Annotated in this window: 22 protein-coding genes; 8 read left to right on the top strand and 14 right to left on the bottom strand. The window is 67.9% G+C overall.

Annotation, left to right across the window (positions count from 1 at the left end; all coding sequences use genetic code 11):
* Positions 1–26: 26 nt before the first annotated feature.
* Positions 27–1,607 (bottom strand): MFS transporter, encoded by a 1,581-nt coding sequence (locus tag AC07Z7_RS05835; protein WP_094290445.1) that lies wholly within the window; start codon positions 1,605–1,607, stop codon positions 27–29.
* A gap of 128 nt (positions 1,608–1,735) precedes the next feature.
* A complete protein-coding gene (locus AC07Z7_RS05830) occupies positions 1,736–2,314 on the bottom strand; it encodes a MarR family winged helix-turn-helix transcriptional regulator (RefSeq protein WP_494765638.1) in 579 nt (192 codons plus the stop codon).
* A gap of 100 nt (positions 2,315–2,414) precedes the next feature.
* Here AC07Z7_RS05830 and AC07Z7_RS05825 point away from each other — a divergent pair, with 100 nt between their 5' ends.
* On the top strand, positions 2,415–3,368 hold the full coding sequence (locus tag AC07Z7_RS05825; protein ID WP_494765637.1) for a Bug family tripartite tricarboxylate transporter substrate binding protein: 954 nt from the start codon (positions 2,415–2,417) through the stop codon (positions 3,366–3,368).
* Positions 3,365–4,693, top strand: coding sequence for a sulfatase family protein (locus AC07Z7_RS05820; protein ID WP_494765636.1), 1,329 nt, complete (start codon positions 3,365–3,367; stop codon positions 4,691–4,693). Before AC07Z7_RS05825 ends, AC07Z7_RS05820 begins: the two co-directional genes overlap by 4 nt.
* 88 nt (positions 4,694–4,781) lie before the next feature.
* On the opposite strand, the gene AC07Z7_RS05815 is transcribed toward AC07Z7_RS05820, so the two are convergent.
* Positions 4,782–5,687: a LysR family transcriptional regulator gene (locus AC07Z7_RS05815; RefSeq protein WP_494765635.1), complete on the bottom strand. Its 906-nt coding sequence runs from the start codon at positions 5,685–5,687 to the stop codon at positions 4,782–4,784.
* A 152-nt stretch (positions 5,688–5,839) separates the two neighbouring features.
* Here AC07Z7_RS05815 and AC07Z7_RS05810 point away from each other — a divergent pair, with 152 nt between their 5' ends.
* Genes AC07Z7_RS05810 through AC07Z7_RS05800 form a run of 3 tightly spaced genes read left to right on the top strand, consistent with a single transcriptional unit; the run spans position 5,840 to position 7,534 of the window.
* Positions 5,840–6,820, top strand: coding sequence for a TerC family protein (locus tag AC07Z7_RS05810; RefSeq protein ID WP_252658794.1), 981 nt, complete (start codon positions 5,840–5,842; stop codon positions 6,818–6,820).
* A gap of 16 nt (positions 6,821–6,836) precedes the next feature.
* Entirely contained in the window at positions 6,837–6,998 is a 162-nt protein-coding gene (locus tag AC07Z7_RS05805) for a hypothetical protein (protein WP_165773919.1), read from the top strand.
* An 8-nt stretch (positions 6,999–7,006) separates the two neighbouring features.
* A complete protein-coding gene (locus tag AC07Z7_RS05800) occupies positions 7,007–7,534 on the top strand; it encodes a DUF2062 domain-containing protein (protein ID WP_494765634.1) in 528 nt (175 codons plus the stop codon).
* Positions 7,535–7,659: 125 nt separating this feature from the next.
* Here AC07Z7_RS05800 and AC07Z7_RS05795 read toward each other — a convergent pair whose 3' ends face one another.
* From AC07Z7_RS05795 to AC07Z7_RS05780, 4 genes are all read right to left on the bottom strand, one after another.
* Positions 7,660–8,628 (bottom strand): Bug family tripartite tricarboxylate transporter substrate binding protein, encoded by a 969-nt coding sequence (locus AC07Z7_RS05795; RefSeq protein WP_494765633.1) that lies wholly within the window; start codon positions 8,626–8,628, stop codon positions 7,660–7,662.
* Between the two features lie 93 nt (positions 8,629–8,721).
* Positions 8,722–8,979, bottom strand: coding sequence for a DUF2783 domain-containing protein (locus AC07Z7_RS05790; protein ID WP_015015947.1), 258 nt, complete (start codon positions 8,977–8,979; stop codon positions 8,722–8,724).
* A 26-nt stretch (positions 8,980–9,005) separates the two neighbouring features.
* The gene (locus AC07Z7_RS05785) at positions 9,006–10,658 is read right to left on the bottom strand and encodes an FAD-dependent oxidoreductase (protein WP_494765632.1); all 1,653 of its coding nucleotides are present in this window, start codon (positions 10,656–10,658) and stop codon (positions 9,006–9,008) included.
* 27 nt (positions 10,659–10,685) lie between these two features.
* Positions 10,686–11,645 carry an MBL fold metallo-hydrolase gene (locus AC07Z7_RS05780; RefSeq protein WP_343735621.1) on the bottom strand — a complete coding sequence of 320 codons (960 nt, stop codon included), beginning with the start codon at positions 11,643–11,645 and terminating at the stop codon, positions 10,686–10,688.
* Positions 11,646–11,787: 142 nt separating this feature from the next.
* Here AC07Z7_RS05780 and AC07Z7_RS05775 point away from each other — a divergent pair, with 142 nt between their 5' ends.
* Positions 11,788–12,597 (top strand): IclR family transcriptional regulator, encoded by an 810-nt coding sequence (locus tag AC07Z7_RS05775; protein ID WP_494765631.1) that lies wholly within the window; start codon positions 11,788–11,790, stop codon positions 12,595–12,597.
* A gap of 12 nt (positions 12,598–12,609) precedes the next feature.
* On the opposite strand, the gene AC07Z7_RS05770 is transcribed toward AC07Z7_RS05775, so the two are convergent.
* From AC07Z7_RS05770 to AC07Z7_RS05740, 7 genes are all read right to left on the bottom strand, one after another.
* Positions 12,610–13,932, bottom strand: a complete 1,323-nt coding sequence (locus AC07Z7_RS05770) for an O-acetylhomoserine aminocarboxypropyltransferase/cysteine synthase family protein (protein ID WP_494765630.1) — start codon at positions 13,930–13,932, stop codon at positions 12,610–12,612.
* Between the two features lie 61 nt (positions 13,933–13,993).
* A complete protein-coding gene (locus AC07Z7_RS05765; protein ID WP_494765629.1) occupies positions 13,994–14,509 on the bottom strand; it encodes a CoA-binding protein in 516 nt (171 codons plus the stop codon).
* 57 nt (positions 14,510–14,566) lie between these two features.
* Complete coding sequence (locus AC07Z7_RS05760) at positions 14,567–15,220, bottom strand: hypothetical protein (protein ID WP_494765628.1); 654 nt, start codon at positions 15,218–15,220, stop codon at positions 14,567–14,569.
* 83 nt (positions 15,221–15,303) lie between these two features.
* Positions 15,304–15,912, bottom strand: a complete 609-nt coding sequence (locus tag AC07Z7_RS05755; RefSeq protein ID WP_494765627.1) for a thioredoxin family protein — start codon at positions 15,910–15,912, stop codon at positions 15,304–15,306.
* A 46-nt stretch (positions 15,913–15,958) separates the two neighbouring features.
* Positions 15,959–18,211, bottom strand: coding sequence for a protein-disulfide reductase DsbD family protein (locus AC07Z7_RS05750; RefSeq protein WP_494765626.1), 2,253 nt, complete (start codon positions 18,209–18,211; stop codon positions 15,959–15,961).
* 114 nt (positions 18,212–18,325) lie between these two features.
* Entirely contained in the window at positions 18,326–22,180 is a 3,855-nt protein-coding gene (locus AC07Z7_RS05745; RefSeq protein WP_494765625.1) for a DUF748 domain-containing protein, read from the bottom strand.
* A gap of 174 nt (positions 22,181–22,354) precedes the next feature.
* On the bottom strand, positions 22,355–23,107 hold the full coding sequence (locus AC07Z7_RS05740) for an alanyl-tRNA editing protein (RefSeq protein ID WP_094290298.1): 753 nt from the start codon (positions 23,105–23,107) through the stop codon (positions 22,355–22,357).
* A 108-nt stretch (positions 23,108–23,215) separates the two neighbouring features.
* Here AC07Z7_RS05740 and AC07Z7_RS05735 point away from each other — a divergent pair, with 108 nt between their 5' ends.
* Together AC07Z7_RS05735 and AC07Z7_RS05730 are read left to right on the top strand one after the other, a co-directional pair.
* Complete coding sequence (locus AC07Z7_RS05735) at positions 23,216–23,575, top strand: hypothetical protein (RefSeq protein ID WP_094290297.1); 360 nt, start codon at positions 23,216–23,218, stop codon at positions 23,573–23,575.
* Positions 23,576–23,617: 42 nt separating this feature from the next.
* Entirely contained in the window at positions 23,618–24,481 is an 864-nt protein-coding gene (locus tag AC07Z7_RS05730; protein ID WP_494765624.1) for a creatininase family protein, read from the top strand.
* The last annotated feature ends 19 nt before the right edge of the window (positions 24,482–24,500 follow it).

The raw sequence follows: 24,500 nt of genomic DNA, 5'->3' as shown, positions 1-24,500 counted from the left end.
ACCACCGAGGGTCGGCTCAAGGGCGCCTACCGCTCCGCGATGTAGTGCGACATGCGCACGACTTCGCCGGGCGCCAAGAACGCCCGCACTTCCGTCTCCAGCGCCTGGTCGGCCATGGTGGCGCGGGCGCGCTGGTGCAGGTAGTCGGCCCAGGACTCGACGATGAAGCGCTCCACATAGCGCGAGGGCTCGCCCAGGTCCTTGTACACGCGCCAGAAGGTGGCTCCGTCTCGCCGGCGCGGGGCCTTCATGCGGCTGATGGTGTCGAGGAAGGCGGCGTCGGTGCCGGGCGCGATGCGGTAGCCCACCTCCACCGCCACGGGGCCTGCTTCGGGCAGGGGTTCGGCCTCGATGAAGAGTTCATCCCAGGGCGTGGCCTGGGTCACCTCGTGCAGGGCCCCCATGCGCAGCGGCATGGGGCGCGCCAGCAGCAAGCCCACGCCCATCAACGCGGCAGCCACACACAGCGTGGGCGTGAGGCCCAGGATGTCCGACGCCGCGCCCCAGAACGCCGAGCCCATCGCAAACGCGCCCAGCGCCGCCACCATGTGCATGGCCACGGCGCGCGAGCGCACCCACTGCGGCGCGCTGGCCTGGGTGGCGGTGTTGAAGGTGGACATGGCCGACATCCAGGCCGCGCCCGCAAACAGCATGGCGATGTAGACCACCGCCGTGATCTTGGTGAGTGCCGCCACCAGCATGGCCGCACCAAACACGATGCCGCCTGCGCCCACGATGGCTTCCATGCCAAAACGCGCGCGCAGCCGCCCCAGCACCAGGCCCACGGCCACGGCCCCCGTGCCCAGGCAGCCCATCAGCAGCCCAAAGCCCGGCGCCCCCGTGCCCAGGCGCTGCGCAATCACCGGCAGCAGCGCCCACAGGGCCGAACCTGCGGCGCTGAAGGCCATCACACGCACCAGCTGCGCCAGGATCATGCGCGAATGCCAGGCAAAGCGCAGCCCGCTCAGCGTGCCGCCCCACAGGCGCTCGGCGGGCAGCTTGGAGGGCGGGTGCGCCTTGGGCGGCCAGCGGCGGATGGAGTCCCACATCACCAGCGTTGTGGTCACGGTGATGGCAAACACCCAGCCCGCGCCCAGCTGTGCAAACACCAGACCCGCCAGCGTGGGCCCCACGGCACGCGCCGCGTTGTAGGCAATGCTCACGGCGGTGATGGCCTGGGGCCACTCGTCACGTGGCACGGGGTCAATGACCGAGGAATTCCACGCGGGCGTGAGCACCGCCGTGCAGCAGCCGCACACAAACACCAAAAACAGCACCGAGGCCGACCCGCCCCAGCCGCCGAGCACCAGCAGCGTGAGCAGCGCACTGGCCCCCGCCTGCGCCAGCAGCGCGCCCGAGACCAGGCGCCGCCGGTCGGTGGTATCGGCCAGCACCCCGGCGGGCAATGCGAGCAGGAACATGGGCATGAACACGGCCGTCTGCACCAGCGCGGCCAGAAAGGACGAGCCCGTCAGCTCCACCATGAGCCAGGCGGCTGCCATGGTCTGCATGCCGCTGCCCACAAAAAAGATGCCGCCACAAATCCACAGGCCCCGGAACGCGGGTTGGCGCAGGGGGCTCCACAAAGAGGTCGAGTGCTGGGACATGGGGCGGGCGGTAGGGCGTGGGTCGTGGTCGGACGGGAAGCGCGGGGGCAACCCTGCAGGGGTGTTGCAGGGCGTGTTGGAGGATATCGCCGGTTCCCCGTTTTGGGGCGGCCTGTGGGAGATGCCCCTCAATCCACATGCCGGCCGCCGCGCAGCCGGTAGGTGCGCGGCACATCGGTGCGGGTGGCGACCAGCGCCTCGGCGCGCTGCTGCATGTCGGCCAGGGCCTGGTCCAGGCCCGCCACCGCCTCGGCGCTGAGCCCGGCCAGCAGATCCTGGTTGAGCGCCTTGACCTGCGGGAACAGGCCATCGTGCACCGTCTGGCCTGCGGGCGTGAGGCTCAGCACGGCCTGGCGGCGGTCGCCGGGCATGGCATTGCGGGTGATGAGCTTCTTGGCCAGCAGCGAGGTAATGGCACGCGAGGTGCGGGCGCGGTCCAGGCCCAGGCGCTGGGCCAGCTCGGCCGGGGGCATGCCGGGGTGTTGCGCCAGCATCATGAGCAACCCCCACTCGCGCCGGGTGATGCCGTAGCCGCCCTCGCACAGCCGCACCACCAGGCTGCCTGCCACAGCCAGCAGGCGGTTCAGGCGGTACATGAGCAGGTCGTTGGCCGCCTGCGGGTGGGCCAACCGGTGGCCGGGCGGAGTGGATGGGGTGGGGGGTGAGGGGGCCGGAGCAGGCGCGGGCATCAGGGTATTTCCGGGCATCAATTGATTAGATCAATTGATTGTGTGGCCAATACAGTCCGGCCATCCATCCCCCTGCGCGGCTGCGCGGGCCCTGCCATCGCCCCTGGAGATTTCGACCATGCGCAAACCCCTTGCTTTTGTGCTGACCGCCACACTCGCCCTGTGCGCCACACTGGCCCAGGCACAGGAAGCACCGCTGCGGATCGTGGTGGGCTACGCCCCCGGCGGCTCCACCGACCGCGTGGCCCGCATCGTGGCCGACAAGCTGGGTAGCAAGCTCGGCACGCCCGTGATCGTGGAAAACAAGACCGGCGCGGGCGGCCGCCTGTCGGCCCAGGCCGTCAAAGCCGCGCCTGCCAACCAGCCCACGCTGCTGCTGGCCAACCCCGCCGTGATGCTGGTGGCACCCCTGGTGTTCCCCGACGCGGGCTATGACCCTGAGCGCGACTTCCGCCCCGTGAGCCATGTCAACAGCTACGAATTTGGCGTGGCCGTGGGCAGCGCCGTGCCGGTCAAGGAGCTGCCGCACCTCATGGCCTGGCTCAAGGCCAACCCGGACAAGGCCAACTTCGGTGTGCCCGCCACGGGCAGCCTGCCGCACTTTTTTGGCCTGATGGTGGGCGACGCCGCCAAGGTGCGCGCCGAGGTGGTGGGCTACCGGGGCTCGGCGCCTCTGCTCAATGACCTGCTGGGCGGCCAGGTGCCTGTGGCGTTCGACACGTTTGACACCCTGCTGCCGCAGCACGAGGCCGGCAAGATCCGCATCCTGGCGGTGTCGGGTGCCAAGCGCAGTGCGCTGGATGGAAAGATCCCCACCTTCAAGGAAAGCGGTTTGGATCTGGCAGCGACTGGCTGGAACACCTTCTTCGCGCCCATGGGCATGCCCAAAGCGCAGGCCGAGCGCCTGGCGAGGCTGATCCATGAAGTGATGAAGGACCCCGACACCCAGCGCAAGTTCGAGACCGCCAAGATGGAGCCCGTGGTGGCGACCATGGCGCAGACCGAAGCCATGCTCAAGGCCTACCGCGCGCAATGGGCGCCGGTGGTACAGCGCTCGGGCTTCAAACCATGACCACCCGCCCCAACATCATCTTCATCGTCGCCGACGACCTCGGCTATGCCGACCTGGGCTGCTATGGTGGCCGCGACGCAGCCTTTGGCCCGGTGTCGCCGGTGCTCGATCAGCTGGCGGCCAACGGCCTCAAGCTCACGCAGGGCTACTCCAATTCCCCCGTCTGCTCGCCCACGCGTTTTGCGCTGATGACGGCGCGCTACCAGTACCGCCTGCGTGGCGCAGCCGAGGAGCCCATCAACAGCAAGAGCCGGGGCAGCACCACGCTGGGCCTGCCGCCCGAGCACCCCACGCTACCCTCGCTGCTGCGTGCAGCGGGCTACCGCACGGCGCTGATGGGCAAGTGGCACCTGGGCTACCCACCCGCGTTCGGGCCGCTGCGCTCGGGCTATGAAGAGTTCTTCGGGCCCATGTCGGGCGGGGTGGATTACTTCACCCACTGCAGTTCCAACGGCACGCACGACCTGTACCTGGGCGAGGAAGAAAAGCAGCAGGACGGCTACCTCACCGACCTCATCACCGACCACGCGCTCGACTATGTGCAGCGCATGGCGGAGGGCGCCAAGGACGGCACGCCGTTCTTTCTGAGCCTGCACTACACCGCGCCCCACTGGCCGTGGGAGACCCGCGACGACGAGGCGCTGGCGCAGGAGGTCAAGGGCAACCTGTTCCATCTGCACGGCGGCAACATCGAGACCTACCGCCGCATGATCCACCACATGGACGAAGGCATCGGCCGCATCATGGCGCTGCTGGAAAAGCAGGGCCTGGCGCGCGACACGCTGGTCGTGTTCACCAGCGATAACGGCGGCGAGCGCTTCTCGGACAACTGGCCCCTGGTGGGCGGCAAGATGGACCTGACCGAAGGCGGCATCCGCGTGCCCTGGATCGCGCACTGGCCCGCCGTGATCGCCCCCGGCGGCGTGAGTGCGCAGACCTGCATGACCATGGACTGGTCGGCCACCATGCTCGACGCCGGCGGGGCCGCCGCGCATGCGGACTACCCGCTGGACGGCCGCTCGCTGATGCCGCTGCTGCGCGATGTCAGCGTGCAGGATGAGCCCCCGCTGTTCTGGCGCATGAACCACCGGGGCCAGCGCGCCATGCGCCAGGGCGACTGGAAGTACCTGCGCGTGGACGGCAACGACTACCTGTTCAACCTGGCCGACGACGAACGCGAGCGCGCCAACCGCGCGCCTGTGGAGCCCGAACGCCTGCAGGCCATGCGCGCCGCGTGGGAGGCGTGGAATGCATCCATGCCCGCCATTCCGGAGGACGCGACCGTGAGCCTGGGCTACTCGGTCAAGGACATGCCGGGCCGGTGAGTCCCCGGGCCGCTGTGCATGTTCGTCCGCAGGGGCCAGTGTTGAGGCAATTTTTGGCCTTCACCGCCTGATGGCTATGCCTTTTAAGCTATAAATTTAATAGCATTCCACTTTTCCCTGCCTCCAGCAGCCGCGTGAGCAGCGGGTGCATCACCTTGCGGGCGCTGTAGATCAGGTGGAACTGCTCCTGCACGTCGGGCGTGGTGCCCACCTGCACCAGGCCGTGTGTGGTGGCCAGGTGCTCGCCCAGGGAGACCGGCGCGGGCATCACGCCCATGCCGGTGGCGGCAAAGGTGCTCAGCAGCGCGCTGTCTTCAAACTCGCCAGCGATGCGCGGGCGGATGCGCTCGCGTTCCAGCCAGTGGTCGATGCGCGCGCGCATGGCGGCGTGGTCGGTGGGCAGCAGCACGGGCACCACGGCCAGGCTGTGGGGGAAGTTGTTGGCCGCCGCCTCGGCCCACAGCGGTGGCGCGTACCAGGCGATGGCGCTGCTGCCCAGCAACTGGCTGGTGGTGCGCAGGGCGGGGTTGGGGGGCGCGGCGCGGTCGGCCAGCACGGCGTCCAATTTGTGCAGCACCAGCTCGCCCAAGAGGGGCTGAAACTCGCCCTCGTGGCACAGCAGGCGCAGGTGCGGCTCGTCCAGCACGGGAGTCAGCAGCCGGTGCACGGCCAGCTTGGCGATGCCGTCGGAGATGCCCAGGTTCAGGCGCAGCGTCTGGCCGCTGGCGGCCTCGCGCACGCGCACGGGCAGCAGCTCGCCTAAAGCGAAGATGTGGTCGGCCTCGTGCAGCGCAGCCACGCCCGCGTCGGTCAGCACCAGGTTGCGGCCCTCGGTGCGCAGCAGGCTCACGCCCAGGGCCTTCTCCAGTTCGCGCACCTGGGCACTGATGGTCTGCACGGCCATGTCCAGCCGCTCGGCGGCGCGGGCAATGCCGCCCTCCTTGGCCACCACCCAGAAGTAGAAAAGGTGGCGGTAGTTGAAGCTCTGGCTCATGGGCGCCTTTCGGGGGAGAAACAGGTTTGGTTCGTAAAAACCGAACCAATGCTACCAATATGACAGGTTTTTAAGAATCCACTGCATCCCTACAGTGCGGGTCTGTTGCCGGGTGGGGCGCCCGGCCACGCATTCCCCTTTGGAGAAAGATCATGGAAACAATAGGCACCTGGTGGATGTGGACGGGTTTTGCCGTCTTTGTGGTGGTGGCCATTGCCATCGACCTCTTGGTGATGGAGCGCCAGGGCGCACACAAGGTCACGATGAAAGAAGCTCTGCGCTGGAGCCTGCTGTGGTTCTCGCTGGCCTTTGTGTTCGTCGCCATCCTGTGGTGGTACCTGGACGGCAGCCAGGGCCGCGAGGTGGCCAACACGGTGTCGATGCAGTTCATCACCGGCTACCTGGTCGAGAAGAGCCTGTCGGTGGACAACATCTTCGTCTTCCTGATGCTGTTCAGCTACTTCGCGGTGCCGCCGCAGTACCAGAAGCGTGCGCTCATCATCGGCATCATCGGCGCCATCGTGCTGCGCACGCTGCTGATCCTGGCCGGTGCCTGGCTGCTGGCCACCTTCCACTGGCTGCTGTATGTGTTCGGTGCGTTCCTGGTCATCACGGGCGTGAAGATGTGGTTTGCTGCGGGCCAGGAGCCCGACATCGCCACCAACCCGGTGCTCAAGTTCCTGAAGAAGCGCATCCGCATCACCGACCAGTTCGATGGCGAAAAGCTCTCGACCATGATCAACGGGGTCAAGCATTTCACGCCGCTGTTTGTGGTGCTGGTGCTCATCGGCACCACCGACATCATCTTTGCGGTGGACAGCATCCCGGCCATCTTCGCGATCACCAGCGACCCGTTCATCGTGCTCACGGCCAACATCTTCGCCATCCTGGGCCTGCGTGCGCTGTACTTCCTGCTGGCCGACCTGGCCAACCGTTTCCACCTGCTGGCCTATGGCCTGGCGCTGGTGCTGGTGTTCATCGGCGGCAAGATGCTGCTCATCGACCTGGTGAAGATCCCGATCGGCTACGCCCTGCTGGTGACTGCGTCGCTGATCGCTGGCTCGATCTTCCTGTCGCTGCGCAGCTCGGGCGAAAGCGCCCACGGCGCCCCGGCCCTGCCACGCAAAGACTGACGCAGGGCCACCCGCCATGGAACTCTTCGACTCTGTTTTGCTTTTCCTGCTGGCGGGCCTGGTCGCGGCCACCGTCATCGCCCACCGGGCGGGCAACGAACGGCGCGACGTGCGGCTGCTGATGGGGCTGTCGGCCCTGTGCGGCGCCGGTGCCGCCGCTGCGCTGGCCTGGGGCTGACGATGCAGATGCTCTGCACTTTGCGCCGCTGGCTGCGCGGGCTGGAACCCCGGGCGCGCGCCCACCTGGAGCGCGGCTGGTTGGCGCGCTACCAGCCCTGGCTGGAGCAGCGTGCGCTGTTCCGCTTTCAGCGCCAGCCACTGGCGCGCGGGGTGGCGGCGGGCATGTTCTGCGGGCTGATCCCCGGGCCGCTGCAGATCCCGGGCACGCTGCTGGTCTGCGCCTGGCTGCGCGGCAACATCGTGGCGGGTGGGGTGGCCACGTTCTATACCAACCCGCTCACCACCGTGCCGCTGTATGTGCTGGCGTTCTACCTGGGCGCGCTGGTCATGCCTGGCACCCACACCCTGCCTGCATGGGGCAGCGTGGTGCCGGGCGGAGACTTCTCGGTGCAGGCGCTGGGCACCTGGATGCAGGCCCTGGGCGCACCGCTGCTGGTGGGCCTGGTGATGGCGGTGCTGGGCTATGCCACGGTGCAACTGCTGTGGCTGGCGCCTGCCCTGCAGCGCAAGCGGCGCCTGGCACGCAGCCGCTGAGTGCCGTTCAGCGGCAGGGCCGCGCAGTGTAGGCGCAGCGCCCGCCAGTGCCACCGTGGAACTGGCTCTGCCAGGCCACGGGTGGCGTCCCCCTTGGGGGAAGGCGCCGAAGGCGACACAGGGGGTTAGTCGAGTTTTACGCCCACCTTGGTGATGACCCGCCCCCATTTCTCGCGCTCGGCGCGCGCAAAGCTGCCCATCTGCGCCGCCGTGCCGGGCATGGGCTCCACCCCCAGGGCCTGCAGCCGGGCCTTGGTGCGGGTGTCGGCCAGCGCGGTCTGCAGGGCCTTGCTGAAGTTCGCTGCCACATCGGCCGGTGTGCCTGTGGGGGTGACGATGCCCTGCCACGCGAACCCCTCAAACCCTTGCAGCCCTTGCTCGGAAATCGTGGCCACCTCCGGCATGGTGCCCACGCGCTGCGGGCTGGCCACGCCAATGGCCTTCACTTTGCCGGTGTTGAGGAACGGGTACACCGTGGCGCTGTCGATCCACATCGCGGGCACCTGGCCGCCGATCACATCCTGGATGGCCGGTGCTGCGCCGCGATACGGCACATGCGTGAGCTTGAGTCCGCTCTGTTCGCGGAACAGCTCGCCCACCAGGTGGTGCGGGCTGCCCGGCCCGGCGGACGCCCAGTTCACGCCATCGGGCTGACCCTTAGCCCAGGCCATGAACTCCTTCAAGTTCTTGGCGGGCACGTTGTTGGACACCACCAGGAACATCGGAAAGCGCACCAGCAGGCCCACGGGCTGGAAGTCCTTCTCGGCGTTGTAGCTCAGCTTGCTGAACAAAAACGGGTTGGCCGCCAGCGTGGCGAAGTCGGCCGAGAAAATGAGGTTGCCGTAGTCCTTGTTGCGCGCGCTGTATTCAGCGGCGATGTTGGTGCCCGCTCCGGGCTTGTTGTTGATGACGATGGGGCGGCCCAGCGTGGCCGACATCGATTCGGCAATCGTGCGCGCCACGATGTCCGAGCCGCCGCCAGCGGCGTAGCCCACCACCCATTCGAGCGGTTTGGTGTCCTGGGCATGGGCCAGGGGGAGGGTGGTGGCCAGGGCCAGTCCGGCCAGGGTGGTGAGGAAATGTTTGCGCTGCATGGTGGTGTTGTCTCCGTGGTTGTGAAAGTTCAAGTCGAGTCGGACCCCGCACCGTCTGCGCGGTGCTGTCGTGGTGATTGCAGAAGGGACGGGCTAGGCCGCCACCGCGTGGGTGGGCACCACCGGCGTGATCGCCGGGGTAGTGCGCCGGTCGGCCGTGGGCACGGCACTGCCGCGCGCCAGTTGCAGCGCGTGCTGCAGCGTGGCCTGGTCGCCAATGTGGTTGGCCAGCAGCAGCACCAGGCGTGCGTTCATGGCGTGGCTCTCGGGCGTGGACAGGCCCTGGTGCGCCGCAATCAGCGCTTCATAAAAGTCGTCGCAGGCCTGCAGGTTCGGTTGGGTGTTCAGCATGGGCATGTTCCTTGTCGTCTTCCTGGTCAGGCCGCTGCGACCGTTGCACGCGCCAGTGCGCTGCGCACCGCTGCTTCGGTGGGCGTGCGCCAGCGTGCGCACACATGCTGGTCGGGCCGCACCAGGTACACGGTGCGCGGCAGCGCATCCAGCCGCTGGGCGGCCAGTGCCTGGTGGTCGATCACGTCGATGCCGATCTGCAGCACCTTCACACCGGGCAGGTCGCGCGTCCAGGTGGGGGCTGGGCCAAACACCAGCAGCGTGAAATCCGGCCCCAGCTCGCGCAGCAGCCAGGTGGATTGGCCTTGCTTCGTCAGCGGTGCGTCCAGCAGCACGGCGCCGGGCACCTGGGTGCCTGCGAAGTGATCGGTATCCGGCGTGTTCAGTGGCGACTGGTGCAGCGTGGCAGGCACCGACAGGCGGCCACTGTTCACGATACGCCGCGCAAACGCATGCTCGCGCGCCAGGTGCAGCGCCGCGTCGCGGAACAGGCGGCTCACTTCGCTCTTGGGCGTGATGAAGTCGGTGGCACGCGTAGAGTTGCACAGGTTCTCATCGGCTGCGTATTCGCGCTCTGATCCATACGTATTCACCAGTGCCTGGCTGGCGCGGCCCTGGAGCACCCAGTCCAGCTTCCAGGCCAGGTTCTCGGCGTCCTGCACGCCACTGTTGGCGCCGCGCGCGCCAAAGGGCGAGACGCCGTGGGCGCTGTCGCCCGCAAAGATGACGCGGCCGTGCACGAACTGGTCCATGCGCAGGCAGGCAAAGGTGTAGACGCTCGCCCAGTCCAGCTCAAACTGCGCATCCGCCCCCAGCAGCGCCCTCACGCGCGGGATGATGTTCTCGGGCTTCTTTTCTTCCTCGGGGTCGGCGTCCCAGCCCAGCTGGAAGTCGATGCGCCAGACGTTGTCGGGCTGGCGGTGCAGCAGGACGCTCTGGTTGGGATGAAAGGGTGGGTCGAACCAGAACCAGCGCTCTGTGGGGAAGTTCGCCTCATCCGCCAGCTTCACATCAGCGATCAGGAAGCGGTCCTGAAAAATGCGCCCCTTGCTCTCCAGTCCCAGCATCTGCCGCGTGGGCGAGCGCGCGCCGTCGCAGGCCACCAGCCATTGCGCGTCGATCTGGTACGCGCCCTCGGGCGTGTCAATGCTGAGCAGCGCGCCGTCCGCGCGGCTTTGCACCGCCGTCACCTTGTTGTGCCAGCGGATGTCGATGCCCGGCAGCTGCAGCGCACGCTCCACCAGGTAGGCCTCGGCGTAGTACTGCTGCAGGTTGATGAAGGCGGGGCGCTCGTGGCCCTCTTCGGGCAGCAGATTGAATTCATACAGCTGTTCGTCTTTGAGGAACACCTTGCCCAGGTTCCACGACACGCCCTTGTCCACCATGCGCTGGCCCACACCCAGGCGGTCCCAGATCTCCAGCGTGCGCTTGGCAAAGCAGATGGCGCGTGAGCCGATGGAGAGCTTGTGGTCGTTGTCCAGCACCACCACGCGCTGCCCGCGCTGGGCCAGGTCGATGGCGAGCGACAGGCCCACCGGGCCCGCGCCAATGACCACGACGGGGTGCTGCGCGGGCGTCGTGCGGTCCTGATCGGGCGAGCGCACATAACCAAAATCGAGGGCCTGCACCTCGGCGCCGCTGGCGTGGAAGGCCTCTGGGGGAATGTCTCTGGGGTTCATGTTTTTGTCTCCTCCAACCTCAGCGGCCTAGCCTTCCAAAGCCTTCCACATTTGGATGTCGCGCTCGGCGGTCCAGATGCGTGGGTCGGGGTATTGCGTGGCTTCGTCGTACGCACGGGTCACGTCAAACGGCATGCAGTGGTTGAAGATGACCCAGTGCCCATACTTGGGCTGCAACTTGGCAAACGTGGCCTCGTAGACCTTGCGCAGGTCCTCGCCCTTGGCCGCACTGGCCTTCACGCTCTCGTACAGGTCGCTGATGAAGGCGCGCGTACCCGCCAAGCCCGCCTGCACCTGCTCAGGTGTCTGCAGCGCGGCGCCCCGGCCGGGCACCAGTTTCTCGGGCTTGAGGGCCGCAATGTTGTCCAGCGTCTGCGGCCAGTCCTGGAAGTACGCGTCGCCTGCGTATGGCGTGGCGTCGAACTCCACCAGGTCGCCGCTGAACAGGATCTTTTCCTGCGGCAGCCAGGCCACCGTGTCGCCCTTGGTATGGCCCCGGCCCAGCTGCAGGATCTGCACCTCCAGCTTGCCCAGCCACAGGGTCATCTTCCTGTTGAAGGTCATGGTCGGCCAGGTCAGGCCGTCGGGCACGCTCTCCACGTTCTGGAACAGGCGCGGAAAGCGGCCGATCTCGCTGTCCTTGTCGAACTGGCCGCGCTCCACGATCAGGTCGCGCGTGTCCTCGCTGGCAATGATGTGCTCGGCGCCGTAGGCGCTGGCGCCCAGCACGCGCACCGCGTGGTAGTGGCTCAGCAGCACATACTTGATGGGCTTGTCCGTCACCTCGCGGATGCGGCGGATCACGTCCTGCGCCATCACGGGCGTGGCCTGGGTGTCGATGACCATCACCGCGTCGTCGCCAATGATGATGCCGGTGTTGGGGTCGCCCTCGGCCGTGTAGGCATAGGCGTGGTCGGAGAGCTTGTCGAAGCTCACCTTCTTCACTTCGAGGTCGGCGGCGGAGGCAAAGGTTTTGACGGTGCTCATGGTGGTGATTTGTTAATGGTGAATGCGTTTATCTAAACGGAATGCGTTGATGTTAGGCAAGAAATTCGTTCATGTCTAACGCATTTGTTTAGGTGTAAACCCGAGGTGCGGATGGATGCTGCGCTGCGTGGACAATCGCCCCATGCCCACCACGACCCCCGACCTGCCCCCCGCCGACGACGAAGACACGCCCCGCAGCCCGCGCGGCATCCAGAGCGTGGAGGTGGGTGGCCAGCTGCTGAAGGTGCTGGCACGCACCGGCCGGCGCATGGCGCTCAAGGACCTGGCCCGCGCGGCGGACATGACGGCCGCCAAGGCCCACCCCTACCTGGTGAGCTTTGGCAAGCTGGGCCTGATCGAGCAGGACGCCGTGAGCGGCCACTACGGCCTGGGCCCCTTGGCCATGCAGCTGGGCCTGATCAGCCTGCAGCAGGTGGACCCGGTGCGCCTGGCCATTGCCGAGCTGCCCGCGCTGGCCCAGCGCATCGGCTACACCGTGTCGGCCTCGGTCTGGGGCGACAGTGGCCCCACCATCATTCGTGTGGAAGAAGGCCCCACGGCCGTGTACGTGGCCATGCGCCACGGCACCACGGCCTCGGTGCGGCACACGGCCACGGGCAAGGTGTTTGCGGCCTTCGGCCCGCGCGAGCGCGCTGCGGCTGCGCTGGCGTCCGAAGGGTTTGCGGGCGCGCTGGATGAGCCCGCCTTTGCGGCCGAGCTGGAGGCTGTGCGCCAGCACCAGATCAGCGAAGTGACTGACCAGCTGCTGCCCGGGATCAGCGCGCTGGCAACGCCGGTGTTCGACGGGTTCGGGCAGCTGGTGCTGTGCATCGCCGTGATCGGCCCCAGCGCCACGCTGCAGACCGGGCCCGCCAGCCCGGCGGCGCAGCATCTGCGGGAGGCGGCGCGGAGTTTGTCGCAGCGCCTGGGGGCGCCGGTCGGCCCTGTGTAGGCGGTTGGGCGATCAGCCCGCTGCGCGCCCCAGCGCCTGGTCGATGTCCCACAGGATGTCGTCCAGGTCTTCAATCCCCACCGACAGCCGCACCATGTCTGCGCTCACGCCCGCGCGGGCCAGCTCCTCTTCGTTCAGCTGGCGGTGCGTGGTCGATGCAGGGTGAATCACCAGCGTCTTCGCGTCGCCGATGTTGGCCAGGTGGCTTAAGAATTCGCAGGCGTCGATGAACTTCTCGCCCGCCGCTGCACCGCCCTTCACGCCAAACGTGAGGATGCCCGAGGCGCCCGGCGCGCCATCCACCGCGCGGAACTGCTTTTGTGCCAGGTTGTAGTACGGCGAATCCGCCAGACCCGGGTAGTTGACCCACGCCACCTGCGGGTGGCTTTGCAGAAACTTCGCCACGGCCAGTGCATTGCGGCAGTGCTCGCGCATGCGCAGGTGCAGGGTTTCGGCGCCCTGCAGCAGCTGCCACGCGTTCATGGGCGAGAGCACGCCGCCAAAGGTGCGGTTGACCTCCATGCGCGCCTTCATGGTGTAGCCAAAGTCGCCAAAGGTCTCGTAGAACTTCACGCCGTGGTAGGCGCGGCTGGGCTCCACCATTTCGGGGAAGTTGCCGTTGTCCCAGGGGAACTTGCCACCCTCCACCACTACACCACCCATGGTCGTGCCATGCCCGCCGATGTACTTGGTGGCGCTGTGCACCACGATGTCAGCGCCTAGGTCCAGCGGGTTGCACAGATAAGGGCTGGCCACCGTGTTGTCGATGATGAGCGGCAAGCCATGCGCATGCGCCACCTCGGCCACGGCGGAGATGTCGAGCACGTTGACCAGCGGGTTGCCGATGGTCTCGCCATACACGGCGCGGGTGTTGGGGCGCATGGCGCGCGCAAAGTTTGCGGGGTCGGCCGGGTCCACGAATGTGGTCTCAATGCCCAGGCGAGAGAAGCCCACGCCCAGCTGCCCCACCGTACCACCGTAGAGCGTGCTGGCTGCCAGGATGTGGTCACCGGTCTTGAGGATGGCCAGCAGCGCCGCCATCTGCGCGGCCATGCCGCTGGCACAGGCCAGCGCGGCGCGGCCGTTTTCAAGGCTGGCGATGCGCTCCTCGAACACCGCCACCGTGGGGTTGCTGATGCGGCTGTAGACATTGCCAAAGGTCTGCAGATTGAACAGGCTGCTCGCGTGCTCGGCGTTGTCGAACACAAAGCTGGTCGTCTGGTGGATGGGCGTGGCGCGCGCGCCGGTCACCGGGTCGGGCTGGGCGCCGGCGTGGATGGCGCGGGTGCCAAAGCCAAAGGCGCGGTCGGCGCCGGAGGGTGGGTTGGAAGACATGGTTTATGAATAAAAAAGGCCGTTTGCGCGCGATGGGTAAGCGGTTGTAGCTATCAAATTGCTAGTAAGGCAGCTGCCGCAGGCGCTTGGCACTGATCACGCGCGTGTTCACGCCCATCCAGCCCAGGCCCCCAAACAGCCGCGCGTGTTCGATCTTCACGCAGCGGTTCTGGATCACCTGCAGCCCGGCGGCCTCGGCGCGTTGCCCGGCCACTTCGTTGAACACGCCCAGCTGTAGCCACAGGCATTGGGCGCCGATGGCGACGGCCTCTTCGGCCAGCGGCGGGATGTCCTCGCTCTTGCGAAAGCAGTCCACCATGTCGATCTTCTGCCCCTGCGCCGCCAGCGCGGCGGCCGCCTCGGTCACGCTGGCGTACGCCGTCTCGCCCAGGATCTGCCCGCCCTCGCGCGCCACCAGCGGGTTGACCGGCACGATGCGGTAGCCATGCGCCTGCATGTACTTGGCCGCGAAGTAGCTGGGGCGGTGCCACTGCGGTGAAAGGCCCACCACCGCAATGGTGCGGCAGGCGGTGAGCAGGTGGCGCAGGGTGCTGATGGTGTCGGGGGTGCGGAGCATGGGGGCGATGGGCTATGAAAGGCGGGTGGGAGGCTGGTGTGGGACGGGGCCGCTGGGTCAGGTCTGCAAGCGCTGGTGCCGTTCGGCAGAGCGCCGCCACAGGACGACGGCCAGACAGCCCGCTGCAGCCAGCCCGTACCAGGCACACCACAGGAGTAGCTGGGCCGCCTGCGGGGCAGTCCAGATGCTCGTCGTGATGGCCACAACGGTGATCAAGCACGCCCAAAATTGAGGCTTCCCCGCTGGTGGCGCTTGCACCGGTACAAAGTGGCCGGCGCCTTCCCCCGTGTTCAGCATGGACGGACGAACAGCGATGAAGAGCATCGCGATCAGCAGCAGAAAGAGCAGGATCGCAAACCATGTTCCCAGATGTTCCTTGACTCCCTTCAGGAGCGAAGTGGGTATGGTGCTCGGGAGCGCCACCAACATGCCCAAGGCGATGCCCTGAAAACTCGCAGAGAGCTGCGCAGGTTCCGCATCTCGCTTCCACTGCAATGCCTCTTTGCAGAGTGGACAGGTTGTTAACTCACGCGGGGGGGTGTACCAGCGGGCGTTGCGGGGCAAAAGGGTGGTGGTCCAGTCATCGAAGAGCCCGTGGCATGCGGGGCAACGGTATCGCCCCCCGCCTGTGGGGGTGGACAGCTCCTGGTCGCAGGCCGTGCAGATGGCGGTCGGGTTGGCGAGCGGACGCCCACATTGTTCGCAGTGCATGCCCGCATCTTAGTGGTGCCCGCCAATGCACAACAGTGCCGCCGCGCACTGCATGCAGTGTGGGCGGTGGCCCAATCCCAGGCTCAGGACTTGTACTTGATGCTGCACCCATACGGCGCCGTCGTCGCCGCCGAAATCGGCTTGCCCGCCAGCGCCTCCGCCAGCCCCACCTTCACATAGTTGGTAGCCTTCTCGATGTCGGCCGGGCGGACCGAGGGGATGCTGTCGATGCCGCCCGCATAGATGAGCTGCCCCTGCGGGTTGACGATGTACAGGTGCGGTGTGGTGCGGGCGCCGTAGCTCTTGCCCACGGTGCCTTCCTCGTCCATCAGCACGGCGGTGGGGGCGGATTTGCGCTCCTGCTTCCAGGCCATGAGCTTGGCGGGCTCCAGGTAGTCGCTGCTGGCTTTTTCGGTGGAGTTGATGGACAGCCAGACCACGCCCTTACTTGTGGCGTCCTTTTGCGTAGCGGGCATGTTGCCGCTGTCGTAGTGCTTGCGCACAAAGGGGCAGCCGGGGTTGGTCCATTCCAGCACCACGTGTTTGCCTTTGAAGTCCGACAGGCGCACGGTTTTGCCGGATGTGTCCTTGAGCGTGAAGTCGGGCGCGGGCTGGCCCACGGTGGCGGCGGCCTGGGCGCCCAGAGCGACGAGGGCAGCGGTGGCGATCAACGTACGGCGAAGCAGCTTCATGGCGGGGTCTCCTGAAGGGTTGGCGGGTGGTCGAAAGCAGGGAGGGCTACAGCTGGGCGATGGTGGCGCGCACCTCGTCCACGCTGAGCACCTCGGTCAGCACCACCGGCGGCTTGCCGGGGCGGTAGAACACGTACACGGGCACACCGCTACGGCCCAGTGACGCCAGGGCGGCCGTGATGGCGGGGTCGCGGCGCGTCCAGTCGGCGCGCAGCAGGGCGACGTTCTTGGCTTGCAGGTCGGCCAGCACGTCGGCGTCGGCCAGCGTGGTCTTCTTGTTGTACTGGCAGGTTACGCACCAGGCGGCGGTGAAGTCCACAAACACGGGGCGGCCCCCGGCCACGATCTGCTCGGCCGCGCCGGGTGCCCAGGGTTGCCAGCCAGTGGCCGAGGCCTGCGTGGAGGGCGTGGCGGCCTGCGCGGTGGGAATGTGGGTGATGTGCGGCGCAAAGGCCCAGACCAGCAAGGCCATGGCTGCGATGGACACCGTGGCCATCCACACCCGCGCGCGGCCTGCCAGCGACAGGGCCCACACCACCAGCGACAGGCCCACCAGCAGGATCAGCAGCGCCCCCGCGCCGTCGATGCCACTTTGCTGGCCCAGCACCCACACCAGCCAGACCACGGTGGCCAGCATGGGGAAGGCCATCAGCTTGCGGAAGGTGTCCATCCACGCGCCGGGGCGGGGCAGGGCGCGCGCCACGGCGGGCACAAAGCTGGCCACAAGGTACGGCAGCGCCAGCCCCAGCCCCAGCGCCCCAAACACGGCCAGCGCCTGGGGCGCAGGCAACGTGGCCGTGAGGCCCAGGGATGCGCCCATGAACGGCGCGGTGCAGGGTGATGCCACGGCCACGGCCAGCACGCCGGTGAGGAAGCTGTCGGCCACCGGGTGGCGCGCCTGCAGGCTGGCGACCGAGGACGGCAGGAAATGCCCGAACTCGAACACGCCCGCGAGGTTGAGCGCGATCAGCGTGAACAACGCCGCCAGCGATGCCACCACGGCGGGGGACTGCAGCTGAAAGCCCCAGCCCACCGCCTCGCCCGCCGCGCGCAGGCCCAGCATGAGCGCGCCGAGCAGCATGAACGACAGCACCACGCCCGCCGTGTAGGCGATGCCGCTCACCCGGTGTGCACGCCGGTCTTGCGCGTGCTGGGTGAAGCCCACCACCTTGATCGCCAGCACCGGGAACACGCAGGGCATGAGGTTGAGAATGAGCCCGCCGAGCAAGGCGCCCAGCAGCGCGGCGGAGAGGGTGAGGGCGGAGGCGCCCGAGCCCGCAGCCGAGGTTGCGGCGCCGCCTGCCTGCGCTTCATTCGCCTTGAGCGCAGCCTCCAGTGCGGGGGATACCGCCGTCATTGACGCAACCGGCGGCCAGGTGCCCAGCACCTTCAGCTCGGCGCGGTAGCCGGTGCGGGTGTCGGGGCCGGTGGCGTGTGCGGGCGACTGCTCGGCCAGCACCACGGGCATCAGGCCGGGGCTGGCGCTGCGCTGGGCGGACAAGGGAATCTGCGCGGTCCACACGCTGCCGTTCCAGCTCTGCTTCCAGCTTGCCGCGTTGTCGATGACCTCGGCGGTTTCGGGGAACAGGTCCAGCGTCTTGCCACGCAGCGCCACGGGCAGGCCCTGCACGCTGACGTTCAAGGTGTTGCCCTCGGCGGCGAGCTGCGCCTGGCTGTCAGGCACGATGCCGTTGGTACCCGCCAGCACGGGCCCGGGGTGGGCCTTTGCGGCGGCGTCGAATGCAGCGCCGTTCAGCGCGGTGGTGCTCTGGATGGGCAACTGCAGCGTGAATTCGCCTTCTTCGGGAATGCACTCCTTGCGGCATACCAGCCAGGAGGCGCGCAATTTGATCGTCGCGTCCTTGGCCAGCGGGCCGGGGGCGTAGGTGCTGGCCACCGTCACCGGCACTGGCAGCAGCACCGTGCCTTCGTAGCCGTAGTTGGCCAGCGTGCCGATGGGAATCTTCTTGGGCAGGGGCCAGGCGATTTCGCCCGCGTCCAGCCCGGCAGGCAAGGTCCAGGCCAGGTCGGTGGGCAGGCCGGAGTCGCCGGGGTTCTTCCAGTAGGTGTGCCACTCGGGCTGGTGGGTGATCTGCAGGCCCAGCCACAGCGGCTGGCCGGGCGCCACGCCCTGGGGCGCATGGGCCAGCAGCTCGGCACGCACATAGGGCGTGGTGACCACGCTGGTGCCTTGGCCGGTAGTTTTGGAGCCAAATTGGGCGTTTGCGCCCGTCCATAAAGCGCTTGCAGCTATCAAAAACAGAGTAACTGCGAGGCGGTAAAACGGGCGTGAAGGCATGGTGCAGTGTGGGAGCGGGCAGGGCGGGTTTGGTTCCGGCGCCCCTGTGCTCTGCCTGCGGGGCGATCAGACTGGTGGAGGGGGATTCACCGAAACCTTCCGCCAGCCAGCCGCCTATTGTGTCGCCAGGCTCAAATCCGCACGGGGTGTCCACTTTTCGGGCTGTTTTCCAGCCTTGGGGGCCGCTACGAACAACCGCTCCACCGGCAGCTTCTGCGCCACCAGATAGGCGCGGATCGCCTGGCCGCGCTGGGTGGCCAGCTCGGCGGCCATGGCCTCGGTGGCGGCCTGGTTGGCCAGCAGCAGGGCTTCCATCTCGGGCACGGTGAGGTCCTTGGCCAGGCCGACCAGGTTGCGCGGCTTGGGCATGTCGGCGCGGCGGTACACCTCCTTGAGCAGGGCGGGGTATTCGGCGGCCGACACGGGGCTGGTGTCCGCAGGGCTCGCGCGGCGCTTTTCGGCCAGCACCCGTTGCTGCAGGCTTTCGCGTTGCAGGCCTTCGCGTTCTTCTTGCAGGCTGGCGGTACCGGTCACGGTGATCTTGAGCGTGGGGCGGTCGGCCAGGGCCTTGGCCACCTTGTCCAGGTTCTGCTGCGCCTCGGGCGTGAGGGTGGCGCTGCCGGGGGCAAAGGGCACGTGGCTCATCTCGTCGCCGCCGCCAAAGGCGCTGGCCAGCAGGCTGAAGGGCGAGGTCAGCGCCTTGCCGATGAGGTTGACGATGATCTTGAAGATCACCGGGCCGATGCGGAACTGGGGGTCGTTGAGCGAGCCGCTGATGGGCAGGTCCAGGTCGATCACGCCCTGGCGGTCGGCCAGCAGGGCCACGGCCAGCTTCACGGGCAGGCTGTTGGGGGCGCCCTCCACAGGCTCGCCAAAGGTCAGCTGGTTGAGCACCAGCCGGTTGCTGGCGGTGAGCTGGCCGTTGGGCAGCACCTTGTAGTTCACATCCACGCTGAGCTTGCCGCGTTCGATGCCATGCCCGGCGTACTTGACGGCATAGGGCGTGAGTGGGGGCAGCTCCAGGTCGCGCACCTTGCCGGTGATATCGAGCGCCAGGGGCTGTGCCAGGGGGTTGAGCTTGCCGGTGATTTCGAGCGAGGCCGAGCCTTCGGCGCGACCGCGCAGTTCCAGGTCGGCCAGCACGGGATCGCCACCGGGCGCCTGCGACGAGAACGCGCTGAGCTTGCCGGTCAGCTCCGAGAGGTTGGCTGCGTAATTGGGCTTGATGAAAAAGTCCGAAAACGCCACCCGGCCATTGACCAGGCTCACAGGGCCGAACTGCACCACGGGGGCGAGCGGGTTGGCCTGGGCGATGGCGGCGGAGGCCGGGGCAGTGGCGGCTGGCGCTGCAGGCGCAGCGCTTGCCGCTGCCTGGGGGGATGCAGCGGCGGCGGCGCTGCTGGTATTGGCCGACGCACTGGCCGCATTGGCGGCGCGTGCTTCTTCAGGCGTTTTTGCGATGTCGCTCAGGTTGATGCGGCCCACCTCGTTCACGGTAATGCGCGCAAAAAAGTCCACCAGGCTGGTTTCCTTCACCTCCACGCGCGGCGCGGTGCCGGGGGCGGTGGCCACGGCCAGGCCGCGCAGGTTCAGGCTCTTCCAGGCCAGCAGTTCCTCGCCCACCTGGGCCTCGGTCTTGGGGGTGAAGGCGGCCGTGCTGTTGGCCTGCAGGTCTTCGACCACCGCATCGCCCGCCAGGCGCAGGCTGACGCCCTTGTCGGACTGCGCCAGTGCCACCTGGCCCCGGTAGCCCACGTTGGCGCGCAGCAGCTCCACCGACAGCTGGCTGGCCAGGTAGCCGTCCAGCGCATGCAACGGCAGGCGCGTAGCCTCCAGCTGGCCCTGGGCCGCCAGGGGCTGCAGGGCCAGCGTGCCCTGGTAGTCGATCTTGCCGGGCGCGGCCTTGTTGTTGCCCTTGCCGGGCGCGGCGGCGCGGGCGGTGAGCGTGAAGGCCTCGGGTTTGCTGCCGTCGCTGGCCAGGTTGCGGGCGGTGATGCCCAGGGCCGTCACGTCCAGAGCCACGGGCCGTGGCTGGGCGTTGTCGGCCAGCGAGACGGTGCCGCCCTGCACCGAGAAATCGGCCACGCGCAGCTTCCAGGGTGCGGCGTTGCTGGCGGGGGCTGCGTCGGCTGTTGCCCCCGTTGCCGTTGTGCTGCCTTGCGCAGTCGGAGGCGTCTTCAGCCAGCGCTCGAACATCCAGCGCCCGTCCGCGCCGCGCTCCACCGCCAGTTGCGGCTGGCTGATGGCCAGGCGCTCCAGCGTGGCGCTGCGCGCGTCCAGGGGCACTTCGGCACCTGCAATCTCCAGCTTGCCCAGGCTGGCCAAGGTGGTCTTGCCCTGCTTGACGGCGAGCTGCTCCAGCGCCAGGGGGCCTGCCTTGAGGGTGACGCCCGTGGCGCCTGCCTGCGCGGCCGCTGCGGTGGGGGCTTGCCACAGCACGCCCACATCGCCACTGAGCTGGCCGGTCACCGTGGGCTCCAGCGTCTGGGCCAGGTAGGGCGCGGCCAGTTGCAAGGCCAGGGCGTTCAGGGTGGTGTTGACCTGGGCTTTCTGGTCCGTGGCTTCGCCGGTGAAGCTGAGCGTGCTGCCCTGCAGGTTGAGCCCGCCCTTGAAGGTGAACGGCTTGGCGTTGTCCTTGGCAAAGGGCAGGGCGATGTCGGCGGCGTCCAGCGCGAATTCGGTGGCCTGCAAGGCGGCGGCGGGCCGCATGGTGGCGTCGGCCCAGCGCAGAGTGCCGCCGCGCACGGCGGCGGTGGCGACTTCCACGACCCAGTCGGGAGCAGCGGCCTTGCCCTTGGCTTTGATTGCGGAGGCGGGTGCTGCACTGGCGCTGGCTGGTGCTGAGGAAGACGCAGTTTCTGCCGACGACGCGGGCGCCGCAGGCGCGGTGGCCTTGCCCTGGGCCGCCGAGGGCTGCGGGGTGGGCGCTGCCAGCTGTGCCAGGTTGATCTGGCCTGCCGCATCGCGTGTTGCCGTGACCACCGGCGCTGTCAGCTCCACATGCTGCAGGCGCACGATCTGCTCCAGCGGGCGCACATCGGCCATGTCGATCTTCAGGCGCTCGTAGCTCAGCAGGTCGGCGCCCTGGCGGTCGGCAATGTGCACCCCGCTGGCCTGCACGGTGCCGCTCAGCTTCACGGCCATGCGCGGGTGCTGCTCAAAGGCGACTTTCACATCTGCATCCAGCGTGGCGCCCAACACCTTGACAGGCAAATTGGCGGGCAGGTAGCCCAGGTAGGGCGCAAGGTTCAGGCCATCCAGCCGGATCTGCGCGTCGGTTTTGCCGGTCTGTGCAAACGGCGTGCCCTGGGCGGAGGAGTCAAACCGGCTGCCGTCGAGCGTGAACGCCAGGTGGGGCTCGACCTTCACCTCGCGCTGCGAAGGCAGGGTGCTGATGAACGGCACTTTCAGCGCCAGCGCGCGCACCTCGTGGGTCTCGCTGACGGTGTTGTCGATGAAGTCGATGCTGCCGCCCGTGAGCGCCAGGTTGTACAGCGCCAGGCGCGCTGGGCCTTGGTCGGGCTCGGGTTCACTCTTGGGCGCGGTGACCTTGGCGATGATGTCGTCCACGTCGTAGCGGCCGTCGCCCAGGTGGGTGATGCGCAGCATGGGGTTGTCGATGGTGAAGGCGTCCACCACGGGCGCCAGGCGCAGCAGCGACTGCAGCTCGCCATCGGCGTAGATGCGGCCAATGGTGAGCTGCGGGGGGGCGCCGTTGGCACCCGCCACGGCCACGTCGCGCAGGGCAAATTCCAGGCTCCAGGGCTGGAAGTCGATGCCGCCCACGGTCACGGTGCGGCCCAGTTGCTCGGACGCGATGCGCTCCAGCGGGCCCTTGAGCAGCGGCGGGACAGCGAGCCAGGTGAGCAGCCACAAACCGATCAAGCCTGCCAGGGCGCGGGCAGCAGGACGGAACCAGCGGTGCTGGCGCAGGGAGGCGAAAGAGACGGAGCGCAGGGAGATCGGCATGGCGGCAGGCAAGGGGTGGGCGCTGCGGCCCCGGGAGGGCTGGCGAAAAACCAGAGGGGTCGCGCGCGAGCCGCTATTGTCCCCGTTGTGCGTCAGCCGAGGTAAGCCATTGCAACAGGTGGGGGACGGTGGTTCAAGATTGTTGACAGTGAGGTGCGGCGCTTTGCGCTGCGCTCACGGGGCGAAGCCGAGCACCACCCTGCGGGTGGTGGCGCTTTTTTTCTCGATCTTTGTGACGACGATACCGCCAATCTCCGACGTATTGGCCACATGCGTGCCACCACAGGGCTGCAGGTCGATCAGTGGCGCGTCGCCGTCACCGCCGATGCGGATGGTGCGGATGCGCCCGGTGCCGCGCGGGGGCTGCACGCTCATGCTTTTGACCAGCGCGGGGTTCGCGTCCAGTTCTTCGTCGCTGATCGAGGCCACGGTGAGCGGGTGCGCGGCGGCCACCAGGGTGGCGATGGCGGCGGTCAGTTGCTCCTTGTCCAGCGGGTCGGTCATTGCAAAGTCCAGCCGCGCGTAGTCGGGCGTGATGGAGCAGCCGTTGACCAGCTGAGGCACCACGTGGCACAGCAGGTGGCTGGTGGTGTGCAGGCGCATCATGCGGTGGCGGCGCTCCCAGTCGATGCAGGCCGTGACGGTGGTGCCGGGCGTGAGCTGCGCCACGCGGTCTTCTTGCCCGGGGGCGGGGATGTGCACGATATCGCTGGTGGGGTTGCCGTCGGCGTCCTTGCCCTTGCGGGTGTCGGCAATGGTGATCTGCGTGCCGTCAGCCAGCACCAGCACGCCGCTGTCGCCCGCCTGGCCGCCGCCCAGGGGGTAGAACACGGTCTGGTCCAGCACGATGCCGGCATCGGCGGTGGCAGTGATGTGGGCGCTGCATTCGCGCAGGTAGGCGTCTTGGCGGAAGAGGTCGTGGGTCATGCGGTGATGGTAGCGGGATGGACGGCAGCTCGCGAGGCAGGGGCGGGCGCTATGCTGGGCCGCTGAGGTCCAGCTTCCCATCCCGCACTACTCTGCCCACGGCTTGCCATGGATACGCCTTTGCCTTCATCTTCGTTGTTGCCATCTCCGGCACCGATCTCGCGCGCGGCGGTCTGGGCATCGCGCCTGTTCAACGTGTTGCTGCTGGGCCTGTGCGCGCTGCTGGTGGCACTGTCGTACTACAGCTTCACGCTGCATTGCGAGAGCTTCGGCTGCATCGGCGTGGGGCTGATGTGGATGCTGTGGGCCGTGTTTGCCACCGTGGGCTGGTTGGTAGCGCTGGTGGTGCGCGTGTGGCAGCGCCGCCGTGGCCTCGGGACCCGTGCCAGCGATCTGGCGTTCGCACTGATGTCGCTGATGGGCGCCGGGCATGTGTTTTATTGGCTGGTCAATACAGTCCTGCGTTAGGTGCCTCTGGGTGGTGCGGCCTGCTGCGACTACCATCACGCCATGACCGCTGCCATTGCGCCCCCACCCGCCAGCCCCACCTTGCCATCGCGCTTCTGGGCCGACCTCTCCACCCGCGACTTTGCCGCGCTGCAAGGCGCGGGCCAGGCCGACCAAGTGGTGGCCGTGCTGCCTGTGGCGGCCGTTGAGCAGCATGGCCCGCACCTGCCGTTGTCGGTGGATGCGACGCTGCTGCAGGGGGTGATCGACGCCGCGCTGCCGCAGCTGCCTGCCGATTTGCCTGTGTTGTTTTTGCCCCCGCAGAACGTGGGTCTGAGCCCGGAGCACATCCGTTTCCCCGGCACGCTCACGCTGTCGCCCGCCACGGTGATCGCGTTGTGGACCGAGATCGGTGAATGTGTGGCCCGTGCGGGCGTCAAGAAGCTGCTGCTGTTCAATGGCCACGGCGGCCAGGTGAGTGTGATGGACATCGTGGCGCGCGAGCTGCGCACGCGCTGCGACCTTATCGTCTACAGCGCCAGCTGGTTCAGCCTGCCGCTGCCCGACGCGGTGGCGGGGCAGTTCAGCGCGCAGGAGCACCGCTTTGGCATCCACGCGGGCGAGATCGAGACATCCATGATGCTGCACCTCGCGCCCGCCACGGTGCACATGGCGCATGCGCAGAACTTCCGCTCCGCCTCGCAGGACCGCGCCGAGCGCTACGCCATCCTGGGCAACGGCAAGACCGCCAAGCTGGGCTGGCAGATGCAGGACTACCACCCGGCTGGTGCCGTGGGCGATGCCGCCGCCGCCACGGCCAGCAAGGGGCAGGCGGTGGTGCAGGCCGCAGCGCAGCAATTGGTGGCGCTGCTGCAGGAGCTGCAGGCGCTGCCGCTCAGCACCTTGCGCGAGCATCCGCTGCGCTGAGCCGTTCGCCCCTGGCAGC

This window comes from Acidovorax sp. GW101-11A03 (assembly GCF_059424825.1).
Note: the sequence above shows the minus strand (reverse complement) of the source record. Positions and strands in the feature narration are given on the sequence as shown.